Raw genomic sequence first — 14,077 nt, 5'->3', positions numbered from 1 at the left:
CTCCTCGGTATTGCGTGAACGTGAGGCGATCAAAGCGAACGGCAACTCGCGCTCTCACGTCGATGAACGTGATACGAAGCCACTCTATCGAACCAATGGCGCAGGCTCTTGCCTGTAACAGGCGCGCCTTGCCGGAAAATGCTTCAGAGAATTGGTTGCGGTGTCACAAATTCGCTAAGGGCGTCGCGAACACAACCTGCAATGATCGCAGTCTGCCAGTGTTTTGCCCGACGTGTCAAAGTGTTTTGGCGGGCGCAAAACGCCAGGAAAAACAACCCTCAGGCTACTGTGCATGGGGTTGTTTTCCGATTTTTAAGTCGGCATGGGCCGGGCCGATCCAAGCGGCCTCACGCCGCGCAGACGATCACGCCGTACCAGCCGAGGCCGCGATAGGTCTCGTAGCCCGGCGTCGCGTGGAAGGCGACCAGCGCGCCCGTGCGGTCGTGGTAGAAGCCGGAGCGCTGGCCGTTCAGCGCGATCGAGATACGCTCGCTGAGGATGCCCTGGCCGTCGGAAGCCGCGATGACGCGAAGATTCGAGTCGACCAGCAGTACGCGCGCCCTGTCGCTGTCGCCGACGCGCACGCCCTGCACGATGGCGCGGGCCTGCGCCTCCCAGTCGAAATGGATGGCGAGCACGCCGATCGGCGCGCCGTTGGCCTGGCCGCCGGCGCGGACGCTGGCGCAATAGGTCGCGACTTGCGCATTGCCTAGCAGCGCCTGGTTCTCGACGTCGCCGGCGACATAGTCGTCGCCGGAGCGCAAGCCCCTCGCTTCGCGAAACCATTTGGTGTGGGCGACGTTCTGGCCGACCACACGAAAGCGGTCGGCGCGGCCGTTGGCGATGACGTTGCCGTCGAGGTCGCAGAGCCAGAGGTCGAGATAGACGGTATAGGCCCCGAGGATCACGCCGAGGCGCTGCGAGGCATGGGAGACGGCCGCCGCGCTCGGCGAGGCCGCGCAATCGACAACGGCGGAATCGGTCGCCCACCAGCGCACGTCGCAAGTGCGCTCATAGAGGTTGCGGTCGATCAGCTCTATGGCGTTGAGCGACAGGTCGACCATGCGCTCGCCGCGCGAGCGCTGGCTCATCCGGTCGATCGAGGCGACGAGATCGCCGGTGCGCTTCGTCAGCTGGGTTTCGAGCTCGCGTGCGATGGTCTCGACCTGCTGGCCGACGCCGCGCACCTCCTGCGCCACCACCGCGAAGCCCGCGCCTTGCGCGCCGGCGCGCGAACTCTCGATCAGCGCGTTGAGCGCCAGCATCTTCATCTGGTTGGTGATCTGCTGGATCGCCTTGGTCTTGTCGACCGCGATCTGGTTGACCTCCGCGGTCAGGCGATTGATCAGCGCGGAGATGTCGGAATCGTCATCAGCGGGTTCGGTAGTGATCGGCTTGGCTTTCAGACCCAGCGCAGCAGACATCGGGGGCTTCCCTTGGCAATGAGGTCTGATCTGCAACGAACCCGGAACAACAAATTACAGATCGAATACGAGTCTTTTTCAAAGATTCCGACTAACGCCCGCTTAATTTGCTGTTCCGTGGAATGCCCAAATGATAGTCAGTCCGCGCAGCAAAGCGGCAATCCACCGCTTTGTGCGGCGCGGACATTGCAAATCCCCGGGGATTCCAGGCCAATCATCATTGGCGGCCGATCGCCGCAACGCCCTGGTCCTATTCCCGGGTTCCTCTAGCCAGTCTCGACTCATGACGCCGCCCGCCACCGCCTTGCCCGTCGAAGTGCCCCAGGCGTTTCTGGGCGTAGCGCGCTCGCTCACCGACAAGCTCTGGCTCGACCGGCTGGATGCGCGCGGGGCCGCCAAGGCGCTCGCCATCGTGCAGCGGCACCAGCTTCCGGAGATGCTGGCGCGGGTGCTGGCGGGCCGCGGCGTCGACATCGATGGGGTCACCGACTTCCTCGATCCGACCATCCGCAAGCTGCTGCCGGATCCGTTCACGGTGACGGAAATGGAGGCCGCCGCACGCCGAATCGCCGATGCGGCATCCAGGGGCGAGAAGGTCGCGATCTTCGGCGATTATGACGTCGACGGCGCGACCTCGGCGGCGCTGCTCGCCTGGCATCTGCGCCATTGCGGGCTCGATCCGCTGATCCACATTCCCGACCGCATTTTTGAGGGTTACGGCCCCAATGTCGAAGCCGTTCGCGGGCTGGCGGCAAAGGGCGCCACGCTGCTCGTCACAGTCGATTGCGGCACCACCAGCATCGAGCCGCTCGCGGAAGCCAAGCGCCTCGGCATGTCCGTGGTCGTGATCGATCATCACCAGGCCGGCACGGAGCTGCCCGAGGTCGATGCGCTGGTCAATCCGAACCGGCTCGACGATCTCTCGGGCCTCGGCCATCTCGCCGCCGTCGGTCTCGTGCTGGTGACGCTGGTGGCCGTCAATCGCGAGCTGCGCCAGCGCGGCTTCTGGACGAGCGAGATGCCCGAGCCCGATCTGCTCGGCGTGCTGCATCACGTCGCGCTCGGCACGGTTGCGGATGTCGCGCCGCTGATCGGGCTCAACCGTGCTTTCGTCGCAAAAGGGCTGATCGCGATGCGGCGGCGCGACCATGTCGGCCATACCGCGCTGATGGACGTGGCGCGGCTCAACGGCCCGCCGGAGGCCTGGCATCTCGGCTTCATGCTGGGACCGCGCGTCAATGCCGGCGGCCGCATCGGCCGCGCCGATCTCGGGGTGCGGCTGCTGCTGGAGGGCGACAGCGTCGAGGCGGCGCGGATCGCCGCCGAGCTCGATCGCCTCAACAGCGAGCGCCGCATCATCGAGCAGGCAGCCGAAGCGCAGGCCGAAGCCGAAGCGCTGGCCTCGATCGGCCTGGAGGACAAGCTCGGCGTCATCGTGACGGCCTCCGAAGACTGGCATCCCGGCGTGGTCGGCCTCGTGGCGTCCCGCCTGAAGGAGAAGTTTTCGCGGCCTGCCTTTGCGATTGCGCTGGAGCCCGGCGGCATCGGCACCGGCTCGGGCCGTTCAATCGCCGGCGTCGATCTCGGCAAGGCGGTGCGGCAGGCGGTAGCTGATGGCATCTTGCTGAAGGGCGGGGGTCACGCGATGGCCGCTGGCGTGACGCTGCGGAAAGAGAAGCTCGCCGAATTCCGTGCCTACCTCGAAAATGCACTGGCGGGCGATGTTGCCGAGGCGCGTCACGTCAACGAACTCTATGTCGACGGCGCGGTGTCCGCGCGCGCCGTGACGACGGAGCTTGCGACCACGCTCAACCGCGCCGGTCCCTTCGGCAGCGGCAATCCTGAAGTCGTGCTGGCGCTGCCATCGCATCAGCTCGTCCATGCCGATGAGGTCGGACAGGCGCATTTGAGGCTACGCTTCAAGTCGGGCGATGGCTCGATCGTCAACGGCATCGCGTTCCGTTCGGTCGGCCAGAAGCTCGGCAATGCGCTAGTGGCCAATCGAGGTCAGCAATTGCATGTTGCGGGATCATTGTCGGTCGACCGGTACCAGGGCGCCGAGCGCGTGCAATTCCGCGTCGTCGACGTCGCGCTACCGGACCAGGGGCCATCGGTGATTAGATAACGCAAGATCCCTCGCGACAAACGCGGTACGCGTTTGCGCGGAGATCATGCGTCAAAAATAAGCCGCTCAAACAACAAAAAGGGGAGTGAACATGGCAGGGCAGGTTGAGGGCAAGGTCGCGCTGGTGACGGGCGGCGCCTCGGGCATTGGCGAGGCGATCGTCGAGCTGTTCGCGCGCGAGGGCGCTACCGTCGTCATCACCGACATCGACGAGTTGCGCGGCCCCGAGCTCGCCAAGCGCGTGACAAAAGCCGGCGGCAAGGCGATCTTCCTGGAGCAGGACGTGACCTCCGAGGAGCGCTGGATCGAGATCGTCGCCGATGTCGCAAAGCGCTATGGCCGGCTCGACATCATGGTCTCCAATGCGGGCATCGGCATCGCCGTGCCGTCGATCGTCGACATGAAGCTTTCTGATTGGCACAAGCAGAATGCGATCAACCTGGACGGTGTGTTTCTCTCGGTGAAGCACTGCCTGCCGCTGATGCGCAAGACCGGCGGTGGCTCGATCGTCATGATGTCCTCGCTTGCCGGCCTGCGCGGCTCGCCGGGCCTCTCGGCCTATTCGCTGACCAAAGGCGGCGTGCGGCTGTTCGCGAAGTCGATCGCGATGGAGTGCGCGGCCGCGGGCGACGGTATCCGCGTCAACTCCGTGCACCCTGGTATCATCGACACGCCGATCTGGGGCAAGATCCCGACCGGTGCGACCGGCGCCGGCCAGAACGCGCCGATCGATCCCGAGGAGCGCGCCCGGCTTGTCGCACCGCTCGCCCGCGCCGGCCAGGCGGCGGAGATTGCCTCCGGCGTGCTGTATCTGGCCTCCGATGCCTCGCGTTATGTCACCGGCAGCGAGCTCGTCATCGACGGCGGCATGAATGCCGGCGGCGTGCCGCGGCGGCAATAAGCCGCCGCGCGGGCTGCGAAGGGCAGGGTGGCGCCCGCAGGGGCTGACGCGCAGGCGCTGCCCCTGTACAACGCGGACAGCTCCCGACCGATAGAGGTATCCTTCGCCATGGCGCACAGCCTTCATTCGTCTTCTTCCGCGCCTGAGCCCGTCCGCTCGAACCGGCCTGATCTCGCCACCGACGCGATCCGCAGCGCGCGTGAGGACCTCGCAGCCTGCTTCCGCATGGCCGCGCGGAACGGCTTTGAGGAGGGCATCTGCAACCACTTCTCGGCCGTGGTGCCCGGCCATGACGACCTCTTCCTGGTCAATCCATACGGCTACGCATTCCGCGAGCTGACGGCGTCAAAGCTGCTGATCTGCGATTTCCACGGCAACGTGCTCGACGGCGAGGGCGTGCCCGAGGCGACCGCGTTCTACATCCACGCCGAGATGCACAAGCGCCTGCCGCGCGCCAAGGTCGCCTTCCACACACATATGCCCTACGCCACGGCGTTGTCGATGACCGAGGGCGATCCCCTGATCTGGGCCGGCCAGACCGCGCTGAAATTCTACGGCCGCACCGCGGTCGACCGCGACTATAACGGCCTCGCGCTCGACAACCGCGAAGGCGCGCGCATCGCATCCGCCGTCGGCGATGCCGACATCGTCTTCATGAAGCACCACGGCGTGATGGTGCTGGCTCAGACCATCGCGGAGGCCTGGGATGATCTCTATTATCTCGAACGTGCCGCCGAGGTGCAGGTGCTGGCGATGTCGACGGGACGCAAGGTGCTGCCGGTTGATCCCGCGATTGCGGCCGAAACCTACAGGCAGATGCGCGAGGGCGATTCCGAATCCGCGCGACTGCATCTCGCCGCGATCCGGCGGCAGCTCGACGCGGAAGAGCCGCAGTACCGGCACTGAGGCGAGTTACGACCCCTGCCGCAGCTTGGCCAGCACCTTCAGCCCGCCATAGCCATCGGCGGGCGTGATGCCCGCGCGTTGCTGAAAATCCTTGATCGCTTTCATGGTGTCGTTGCCGACGCGGCCGTCGGTACCGCCGGTGTCGAAACCGGCCTTGGTCAGCCGCGTCTGCATCTCCTGCACCTCGGCGAGCGTCAGCGCGCGCTCCGAGCCAGGGAAGGGCTGGATGAAGGGCGGCGCGCCGAGGCAGCGGTCGCCGAGATGGCAGATTGCGAGCGCATAGTTCATCGAGGGATTGTAGCTCTTCACCGAATAGAAATTCGGACCCAGCAGGAATGTCGGGCCGCCCGCAACCGGCGTCCACATCTGCGCGGATGCATTCGGTTGCGGAAACGGCTGGCCGTCGGCGCGGGTGACCCCGGCTGATGCCCAGGCCGCGTAGCTGCGGCTGCCGCCCATATCGCCGGAGGCGCGCACCTCGTAACCCCAATGCTCACCGCGGTGCCACTTGCCGCGGTTGACTAGATACTTTGCCGTCGAGCCCAGTGCATCGTCGGGCTTGCCGAACGGCGACACCTTGCCGTCGCCGTCATAGTCGATGCCGACATTGAGCCAGACCTCCGGCATCCATTGCGAATGCCCCATCGCGCCGGCCCAGGACCCCTGCATCTGCTCCGGCGTGCTCCAGCCCTTGTCGACGATGCGCAGCGCGTTGATTAGCTCGGTCTCCCAATAGGCTTTTCGGCGCGGCTCGTTCCAGGCGAGCGCGGCGAGCGAGGGGAATACCGGCGTCATGTGGTTCTGCTGCACCAACGGATCGCCATAGGCGGACTCCACGCCCCACAGCGCCAGCAGCGTGCCGCGCTCGACGCCGAAATCGCGCTCGATGCGCGCGAGCAGCGCCTCGTTGTTCTTCAGCGCGATCTTGCCGTTGATGATGCGCCAGTCCGAGACGCGACGGTTGATGTATTGCCAGACCTGCTCGTGGAATTCGGGCTGGTTGCGCATCTGCTTGAACACGCTCATGTCGGGCTCGACCCGCGCCATCGCGCGCTGCCATGTCGCGGCCGAAATGCCTTTCGCCATTGCGCGTGCGCGAAAACCCTCGCGCCATTCGTCGAAGCCCGGAGGTGCGGCGAAGAGGTGCGTGGGGAATGCGACGAGTGCGGCTGCGCCGAGCGTGGATCGAAGCAGGGTGCGGCGGCTGTGATTGGCCGAGGAATCAGCTTGTTTCATGGACCCATTCTAGCCGGAAACATGGCTGCTGTGGGCCGGTTCCTGGAACAGCGGGAATAGGCCATCGCCTGCGATCCGCCGGAACAAAGTGTCGCAGTCCCGCATTCCCTCCGCATACACTGGAGGATGAGAAGATGAAAAAATACCTGTTTGCCGTCGCCATGGTCACGGCCATCGCCGCCCCGGCATTCGCCGACGAAGTCGGCGTTCACGTCGGCCCGGTCGGTGCGGGCGTGACGGTCGGACAGTCCCACGAATATCGTGAGCGGGACCGCGATCGCGACCGCACCACGGTCATCAAAGAGCGCGAGCCTGCCGACCGCACCACGGTGATCAAGAAGGAAGATGAATTCGGCAATCGCAGCAAGACCGTGATTCATCACGATAACGACTGAGGGAGCAGGGCCCCGGCTGATCGCCGGGGCCCGCCTTATGCACGCAGTCTGCTCATCGAGAATTCGGGGTGGGAATGAAGATACGGCAACATGCGGAAAGCCATGTCGTCGAACTCGACGACGGATCGCAATGGCAAATTTATCCGGGCGATCTCGCGACCACGTTGAGCTGGAAGCCGGAAACCGATCTGCGTCTCGAGCGGAACGGTGATCGGACGAGTTCGCATGTGCTGGTGAATGCCGCCGATCAGAGCCGCGTGCGCGTGATCGCAGCGGGCGACACCTGGTCCGACGGCGAGGTGAAGAAAGCATTGAAGGGCGGTTAGGCGGCCTTGCGCTTGCCCGGATATCCCCGATTTTGGGCCTGCCGCTTTACGGTCGGTTCGCTTCCGTCTGCGCAGACTACGCGCATGCGGGAGCTGTTCGACATCATCCGTACCAATCCATGGCCGTTCGGCGCCGGGCTGTTTGTCGTGATCCTGATGATCATCGTCGAGAACTTTGGCCGCGGCCTCAATGGTGATGGCGCGATGGGCGACTTCTCGGATGCCGATGGCGGTGACTGCGGAGGCGGCGGTGACTAGGCTTCGCCTAGTCTTCCTGTAAATCGGCCGCGATTCCAGCCAGCCAGCGCCTGACTGTGGTTTCCGCCTTCGCGTCCAGGCCTCGCGCAAGTCGCTTCTCGAGCGCAATCACGCGTTCCCGGCACGCCTTCAATAACGTCGTGCCGCGCGGCGTCAGCGTCCATTGCTGGATGCGGCCGTGCACGGGATGGGGCGTCATCTCGATTGCGCCGTCACGTTCGAGATTGCGGATGATGACCCCGACAGTCTGCGGTGTGAGGAAGGTGAGGCGGGCAACGTCGGCGCCCGACAGGCCAGGATAGGCGTTCAACATCGTCAGTACGGCAAATTGCGGCGACGTTACCCCGAGATCGGCGAGCGTCCGTTCCATCGTCAGGCGGACCGCCGCGTGGGCCTGGCGCAGCAGATAGCCGAGATAGCCTTCTTCGCCGCGCTTGCCTTCGCCCGGGGCAGGTACGCGCACGGCGTCGGGCCGGGCGGTTTTGGCCCGGGATTTCGATCTCGTGACACTGGACGTCTTGCGCAACATGTAAGTGCTCTTATAAGATGTAAGCAGTCTTATAATAACACGAGGTGAACGGCAATGTCACACGCCCGCAGCGAATACGAGGATTTCAGGAAGATCGCGCCCGATGCGTATGAGCTTGTGCTGGCGCTCGGCCAGGTGGCGGCCAAGGCGGGCCTGGACAAGCAGCTCCTCGAGCTGGTCAAGCTGCGCGCCTCGCAGATCAACGGCTGCGCCTTCTGCGTCCAGCATCACATCCTGTTCTCCGAGCGCATCGGCGTTCCCGTGGACAAGCTCAATCTGGTCGCGGTCTGGCGCGAGGCGCCGGTCTTTTCCGCGCGCGAGCGCGCCGCGCTGGCCTGGGCCGAGGCGCTGACCTTCCTGCCCGATGGCGTCAGCGAAGAGGTCTATGCGGAGGCTTCCGGCGAATTCTCCGAGACCGAGCTGATGTACCTGACCTCGGCGGTCGCCTCGATCAACGTCTGGAACCGCTTTGGCGCCGCGTATCGCTGGACGCCGGCGAAGCGGCCGGTCGCAGCGAGCGCCGCGGCATCCTGATTGCAACAACGGGAAAACAAGGGGAGGTTATCATGACTGCAATGAGTTTGACCCATGCGCAGCGTCCGGTGCCATCGCGCTCGATGGCGCTGGCCGTCGTCGGCGGGCTCGCCTGCGCGCTTGCGATCGGCAAGGCGTTGCCGGTGACGATGGACGCGGTGTCCGGCGCGTTGGCGCCGCTCTGCGCGACCGCGCCGGAGAGCTCGCCGCTCGACAAGGTCGAGCCGATCGGCTCCTACGCGCTGCCGAACGTCCCGGGTAAGCGCGTCACCATCGTGCGTGTGTTCTACGGTCCCGGCGGATTCTCGCGGCCGCATCGTCACGCGGGCTCGGTGACCGCCTACATCACCAAGGGAGAAATCCGTTCCCAGCTTGGCGGCGGTCCTGTCGAGACATTTGGTGTTGGCCAGTCCTTCTTCGAGCCGCCGGGATCGACGCATCTGGTCTCGGCCAATGCCAGCGCGACCGAGCCGGCGGAATTGATCGCGGTGTTCGTGGCGGACGAGGGCGCGCAGCTGACGACGCTGTTGGAGTAGTAGCGGCCGCATGGGCAGCCTGCCCCTCAATTCTCCTCGCCGCTCGATCCCTCGCGCAGGTCCGGCTTGATCGCGTCCTCCGGCAATGCATGCGCCACGGGCTGCGGCGTGCCGGCGATCTCCGGGCCGACTTCGCGGCCGCGGGCTCGGATCAGGCGCTCATAGGCCGAGACCAGCGTGAGGTAAGGACTGACCCAGATCCAGCCGTCGCGGGTAAAGACCTGCACGTCGAAATGCAAATGCATCGATGTGCCGGCAGGATGGTCGAGATAGTTGGAGACCACGCCGATCTTCTCGCCTTCGGTGACGATGCGGCCGTTGAGCATGCCGTCGGCGGTCAGCGCCTGCGGGTTCATGTGCATATAGCGGAAGCGGATATGCTCGGTGCGGCTGTTGACCTCGAGCGTCGCGGCTTGATCCTTGGCGCCGCGGATCACGATGGCGTCGCGCACGGCGAGGACGCCGCGCTGCTTGGGATCGCAGGGTTCGCGGCCTTCGCCGGGCGGTGGGCACTCGGCGGCGCGGATGTCCTCGCCCTGGTGGCCATAGCCGCCGCCGCACTGCCAGACCTCGAAACTGCGGGACTCGCAGAAATTGTCGCGCCAGGGATAGGCCGTCGAGCCGTCGCTCTTGTCGCGCTTGCCGTAGGATTGCGAGCGCACGAAGGCCGGTGCCTTCTCGAGGGGGAAACGGATCTGCGCATAGGCCATCACATCCGGATGGCCGGCCTTGTTGCGATAGCCGGTGTTCGGGATGATGTCGCCGCTCGGTCGGTAGGTGAAATCCGGCGAACGCGCTAAAGGACGATCGATGATGCTGGAGGTCATGTCCGTGAGCGGCCGCATGCGCTGGCCGCCGGCGACGCGGAGCCCTTTCAGGAAGCGCTCGGCAACCGGATAGGCTTCCTTGCAGGCGAGCCTCCGCGGCTTTGCGATGCTGTCCAGGCACTGGATGGAGACGACATAGGCAACGCCGAAGCGGGTGAAGGCGTAGCGGACATAGCCCTCCCGGATGAACCTGCGCAGGTCCGGATAGGTTGCCGCAAGCGGCTTGACCTGCTCGCCCTTGCCGCCGGTGGGATCGGCGACGTCGTAAACGAGTGCCGAGCCCGTGATCTGCACCTCGACCGGCCTTGCGTAGACGCGGCTCGGCATGCCGTCGCCGGCGCCGGGTTCAAGCGAGAAGCTGGCACTGTAGCCTGAGGGGCCGGCATCGAACATGTCGACGGGATTGAAATCGGCCTGGTAGCGCGAAAGCGCTAGCGTCCCCGGCGCGCGGTTGCGCTGCGCCTCGAGATATGCGGCAGCATCGAACGGCAGCAGCACGGGTACGGAGCTGCGGGCGATACCGGTGAAGAATTGCGATGAGACCGCGTTGAGCTGCACCAGCGCGGGCATCGCGCGCGGATCGTAGCGTGGCACCGAACGGCGGGGTGCGAAGATGAAGTCGCCCGCGATCTGGGGACGGCTGGTGACCTCGGTGCGGAGCTGGTCGAGCGCTGCGCGCCAATCGACGCGCAGGGCCGTGAGCGAAGGGGTGCGGATCTCATCCGCAGCGAGCGGCGTAGCAGTGAGGAGCGAAAGCGACGCCAGCAGAAGCGAGACGAAGCGGAAACCCTTCCCAACCACTGTCTCGCCCCCGGCGGCACCTGTTCCGATCCTCGATCCCCGACTTAGTCCTTGGCGCGCTCTGAGTAGGAGCCGTCTTCGGTCATTACCACGATGCGGGTGCCGACCGCGATGTGCGGGGGAACGGTGGTGCGGACGCCGTTGGAGAGCACCGCCGGCTTGTAGGACGACGAGGCGGTCTGGCCCTTGGTCACCGGCTCGGTCTCGACCACTTCCAGCGTCACGCGCTGCGGCAGCGCGAGCGAGACCACGTTGACGTCGTGGGTCGACAGCTTGACGGTCATGTCTGGCTGAAGATAGGAGGCCGCGTCGCCGACCACGTCCTTGGAGACCTGGACCTGGTCGTAGGTCTCCGGGTTCATGAAGTGGTAGCCGTCGCCATCTTCATACAGGAACGTGTAGTTGCGCTCTTCGATCGTGGCCTTTTCGACCTGGTCGGTGGTCTTGTAGCGCTCGGAGATCTTTACCCCGTCCGAGATTCGGCGCATTTCGATCTGGCTGACCGGGGTGCCCTTGCCGGGATGGATGTTCTCGGCGCTCACGACGACATAAAGCTTGCCGTCTTGCTCGATCACGTTGCCCTTGCGAATAGAACTGGCGATGACTCTCAAAGCTATATTTCCTGCTTGCTTGGCCCGGCTCCGGCCAGGACTTGGTCAAATCTCGGGGGGACTCGGGGTCTCAAATCGGACCTCAGCGCCCGTTTCGGGGCGCAACATACTGATTTTGCCGTTGGATGCCAGCATTTTGCTTGGCCGGGGAGCGGTCGGTTGATGGTTGGGCACAAGCCGATTTCGCCGTTCTGGTCGCCCGGGCGGCACCTCGACCGGCGGCCTTTCCTTCAGGCCAGGGGGGCCATTACCGGGTCTCTCAGGGGCTTTTTCGCCGAGCACGGGTTCCTCGAGGTCGAAACCTCGGTCCTTCAGGTCTCCCCGGGTAACGAAACCCATCTGCACGCCCCCCGGACCGAGATCATGCGGCCGGATGGCAGCCGTGCCAGCCGGTACTTGCGGACCTCGCCGGAATTCGCCTGCAAGAAGCTGCTGGCGGCGGGCGAGGAGCGGATTTTCGAATTCGCACGGGTGTTCCGTGATCGCGAGCGCGGCGACCTGCACCTGCCCGAATTCACCATGCTGGAATGGTATCGGGCTGGCGCCCCCTATCACGCCATCATGGCGGACACGGTCGTCGTCATCGCCCGCGCCGCGCAGGCGACCGGAATCGGGACGTTCTCCTTCCGCGGCCGGACCGCCGATCCCTTCGCGGAACCGGAGCTCCGGACCGTCGCTGGCGCCTTCGAGCGGTTTGCAGGGATCGACCTGCTGTCGACAATCTCGGGCGGCGAGGGTAACCGGGACGCGCTCGCGCAGGCGGCCGGCGGCAAGGTCCGCGTGGCGGAGGACGACACCTGGTCCGACATCTTCAGCAAGGTCCTGGTCGAGCATGTCGAGCCGCATCTGGGGCAGGGGCGTTTGACCATTCTGTTCGAATACCCATCTCCAGAGGCGGCGTTGGCGCGCGTGAAGGCCGATGACCCGCGGGTTGCCGAGCGGTTCGAGGTTTATGCCTGCGGCGTCGAGCTCGCCAACGGCTTTGGCGAGTTGACCGACGCCGAGGAACAGCGCAAGCGCTTCACGGAGTCGATGGCGGAGAAGCAGCGCCGCTATGGCGAGGCCTATCCGCTGGACGAGGATTTTCTGGCCGCGGTCGCCCAAATGCCGGAGGCGAGCGGTGTCGCGCTCGGCTTCGACCGGCTGGTGATGCTGGCGAGCGGCGCAGCGCGGATCGATCAGGTGGTGTGGACACCGCCTGCAAATGAAACGTTAAGTGAGACATGACGAAGACCAACCTTGCACGCACCCTGCGTGAGCCGGCCGAACTCGTGGCCGCGCAGCTTGCACCGGCCGAAGCGCTGCCCGCGCTCGAGCGTGTTGCCGCGCGCTATGCGGTGGCGATCACGCCGGCGCTGGTCGAGCTGATCGACACGTCCGATCCCGACGATCCGATTGCGCGGCAATTCGTTCCGACCGTCGCGGAACTGGAGATGCAGCCAGGCGAGAGCGCGGATCCGATCGGCGATCACCCGCACTCGCCGGTTCTGGGCATCGTGCATCGCTATCCCGACCGCGTGCTGTTCAAGCTCGTTCACGTCTGCGCGGTCTATTGCCGTTTCTGCTTCCGCCGCGAAATGGTCGGGCCCGGCAAGGAGAACGCGCTCTCGGACGGGGCCTATCGCGCGGCGATCGACTACATCCGTTCGCACAGCGAGATCTGGGAAGTGATCCTGACCGGCGGCGACCCCTTGATGCTGTCGCCGCGCCGGATGGGCGAGATCATGGCCGATCTCGCGGGAATCGATCACGTCAAGATCATCCGCCTTCACACCCGCGTGCCGGTGGCCGATCCCGCGCGCATCAGCGACGAGATGGTGGCTGCGTTGAAGGTCGAGGGCGCGACCACCTGGGTCGCGGTGCATGCCAACCATGCGCGCGAGTTGACGGGACCTGCGCGCGCGGCTTTTGCGCGGCTCGCCGATGCCGGGATTCCCATGGTGAGCCAGTCCGTGCTTTTGCGCGGCGTCAACGACAGCATTGCCGCTTTGTCGGATTTGATGCGAGCTTTCGTCGAATGCCGGATCAAGCCCTACTATCTGCATCACGGCGATCTCGCACCGGGCACCGTGCATTTGCGAACGACGCTGGCCGAGGGACAGGATTTGATGCGGCAGCTGCGCGGACGGGTGTCAGGACTGTGTCAGCCCGACTATGTCATCGACATTCCCGGAGGCGCCGGGAAATCACCGGTCGGGCCGAATTATGTGTTGGCGGAGCAAAATACCGCAGCTGATGCGCGTGAAGCGGAAATGGAAACGCGCTATCGTATCGTGGATTATTGCGGCGACGTTCATCTCTATCCGCCCGAGACGTGAGCGGCGATGCAGAGAACGCGGGTTGAGAATGGAGGAACGGACATGAAGAAGATCATGGTGGCTGCGTCGCTTGTGATCTTGCTTGGCAGTGCGGCGGTTGCGCAGACCGGCGGCTCCAAGGGATCGACATCCGGCGGCGCGACGTCCGGATCGGTACCGCAGGCACCCATCGGTCATCGCCAGCCGCGCGCCAGCGATGTGCCAAGCGAGAAGAACCTGAGCGATCCGAACAATCCCGTGAACAAGGAAGACGCTCTGCTCGACAAGAAGATCAAGAGCATCTGCCGCGGTTGCTAGAGCATGATCCGGAAAAGTGTGAAGCGGTTTTCCCTCGCGACAAACGCGGGACG

The 14,077-nt window shown here is 65.1% G+C and carries 16 protein-coding genes; 11 read left to right on the top strand and 5 right to left on the bottom strand.

Annotated features, from left to right (window positions below):
- Positions 1–347 precede the first annotated feature (347 nt).
- The gene (locus JQ627_RS09525) at positions 348–1,424 is read right to left on the bottom strand and encodes a methyl-accepting chemotaxis protein (RefSeq protein WP_212483916.1); all 1,077 of its coding nucleotides are present in this window, start codon (positions 1,422–1,424) and stop codon (positions 348–350) included.
- Between the two features lie 283 nt (positions 1,425–1,707).
- On the opposite strand from JQ627_RS09525, the gene recJ reads away from it, so the two are divergent.
- The 3 genes from recJ to JQ627_RS09510 all read left to right on the top strand — a co-directional run bounded on the left by recJ (position 1,708) and on the right by JQ627_RS09510 (position 5,356).
- On the top strand, positions 1,708–3,549 hold the full coding sequence (gene recJ, locus JQ627_RS09520; RefSeq protein ID WP_212483915.1) for a single-stranded-DNA-specific exonuclease RecJ: 1,842 nt from the start codon (positions 1,708–1,710) through the stop codon (positions 3,547–3,549).
- A gap of 91 nt (positions 3,550–3,640) precedes the next feature.
- Positions 3,641–4,450, top strand: coding sequence for an SDR family NAD(P)-dependent oxidoreductase (locus tag JQ627_RS09515; protein WP_212483914.1), 810 nt, complete (start codon positions 3,641–3,643; stop codon positions 4,448–4,450).
- Positions 4,451–4,558: 108 nt separating this feature from the next.
- Positions 4,559–5,356, top strand: coding sequence for an aldolase (locus JQ627_RS09510; protein WP_212483913.1), 798 nt, complete (start codon positions 4,559–4,561; stop codon positions 5,354–5,356).
- 6 nt (positions 5,357–5,362) lie between these two features.
- Here the strand turns inward: JQ627_RS09510 and JQ627_RS09505 are convergent, their stop codons facing one another.
- Positions 5,363–6,592 (bottom strand): lytic murein transglycosylase, encoded by a 1,230-nt coding sequence (locus JQ627_RS09505; protein WP_212483912.1) that lies wholly within the window; start codon positions 6,590–6,592, stop codon positions 5,363–5,365.
- Between the two features lie 134 nt (positions 6,593–6,726).
- On the opposite strand from JQ627_RS09505, the gene JQ627_RS09500 reads away from it, so the two are divergent.
- The 3 genes from JQ627_RS09500 to JQ627_RS09490 all read left to right on the top strand — a co-directional run bounded on the left by JQ627_RS09500 (position 6,727) and on the right by JQ627_RS09490 (position 7,571).
- Positions 6,727–6,987, top strand: a complete 261-nt coding sequence (locus tag JQ627_RS09500) for a hypothetical protein (RefSeq protein ID WP_212483911.1) — start codon at positions 6,727–6,729, stop codon at positions 6,985–6,987.
- A gap of 74 nt (positions 6,988–7,061) precedes the next feature.
- Entirely contained in the window at positions 7,062–7,313 is a 252-nt protein-coding gene (locus JQ627_RS09495) for a hypothetical protein (RefSeq protein WP_212483910.1), read from the top strand.
- Between the two features lie 84 nt (positions 7,314–7,397).
- Positions 7,398–7,571: a hypothetical protein gene (locus tag JQ627_RS09490; RefSeq protein ID WP_212483909.1), complete on the top strand. Its 174-nt coding sequence runs from the start codon at positions 7,398–7,400 to the stop codon at positions 7,569–7,571.
- A gap of 7 nt (positions 7,572–7,578) precedes the next feature.
- Here the strand turns inward: JQ627_RS09490 and JQ627_RS09485 are convergent, their stop codons facing one another.
- Complete coding sequence (locus tag JQ627_RS09485; protein WP_212483908.1) at positions 7,579–8,100, bottom strand: MarR family winged helix-turn-helix transcriptional regulator; 522 nt, start codon at positions 8,098–8,100, stop codon at positions 7,579–7,581.
- Positions 8,101–8,154: 54 nt separating this feature from the next.
- On the opposite strand from JQ627_RS09485, the gene JQ627_RS09480 reads away from it, so the two are divergent.
- Positions 8,155–8,634: a carboxymuconolactone decarboxylase family protein gene (locus JQ627_RS09480; RefSeq protein ID WP_212483907.1), complete on the top strand. Its 480-nt coding sequence runs from the start codon at positions 8,155–8,157 to the stop codon at positions 8,632–8,634.
- A 32-nt stretch (positions 8,635–8,666) separates the two neighbouring features.
- A complete protein-coding gene (locus tag JQ627_RS09475; protein WP_212094632.1) occupies positions 8,667–9,170 on the top strand; it encodes a cupin domain-containing protein in 504 nt (167 codons plus the stop codon).
- Between the two features lie 26 nt (positions 9,171–9,196).
- Here JQ627_RS09475 and JQ627_RS09470 read toward each other — a convergent pair whose 3' ends face one another.
- Together JQ627_RS09470 and efp are read right to left on the bottom strand one after the other, a co-directional pair.
- The gene (locus JQ627_RS09470) at positions 9,197–10,798 is read right to left on the bottom strand and encodes a M23 family peptidase (protein ID WP_212483906.1); all 1,602 of its coding nucleotides are present in this window, start codon (positions 10,796–10,798) and stop codon (positions 9,197–9,199) included.
- A gap of 44 nt (positions 10,799–10,842) precedes the next feature.
- The gene (gene efp / locus JQ627_RS09465; RefSeq protein WP_028161298.1) at positions 10,843–11,409 is read right to left on the bottom strand and encodes an elongation factor P; all 567 of its coding nucleotides are present in this window, start codon (positions 11,407–11,409) and stop codon (positions 10,843–10,845) included.
- Between the two features lie 162 nt (positions 11,410–11,571).
- Here efp and epmA point away from each other — a divergent pair, with 162 nt between their 5' ends.
- Genes epmA through JQ627_RS09450 form a run of 3 tightly spaced genes read left to right on the top strand, consistent with a single transcriptional unit; the run spans position 11,572 to position 14,024 of the window.
- Entirely contained in the window at positions 11,572–12,636 is a 1,065-nt protein-coding gene (gene epmA / locus JQ627_RS09460; protein ID WP_212483905.1) for an EF-P lysine aminoacylase EpmA, read from the top strand.
- The gene (locus tag JQ627_RS09455; RefSeq protein WP_212483904.1) at positions 12,633–13,727 is read left to right on the top strand and encodes a lysine-2,3-aminomutase-like protein; all 1,095 of its coding nucleotides are present in this window, start codon (positions 12,633–12,635) and stop codon (positions 13,725–13,727) included. The genes epmA and JQ627_RS09455 overlap by 4 nt, the downstream gene beginning before the upstream one ends.
- A 42-nt stretch (positions 13,728–13,769) precedes the next feature.
- Entirely contained in the window at positions 13,770–14,024 is a 255-nt protein-coding gene (locus JQ627_RS09450; protein ID WP_212483903.1) for a hypothetical protein, read from the top strand.
- Positions 14,025–14,077 lie beyond the last annotated feature (53 nt).

The organism is Bradyrhizobium liaoningense, from assembly GCF_018130785.1.
In the GTDB taxonomy this organism is placed as follows: Bacteria; Pseudomonadota; Alphaproteobacteria; order Rhizobiales; family Xanthobacteraceae; genus Bradyrhizobium; species Bradyrhizobium liaoningense_A.
The sequence above is the reverse complement of the archived record's forward strand: the minus strand, read 5'-3'. Positions and strand labels throughout refer to the sequence as shown.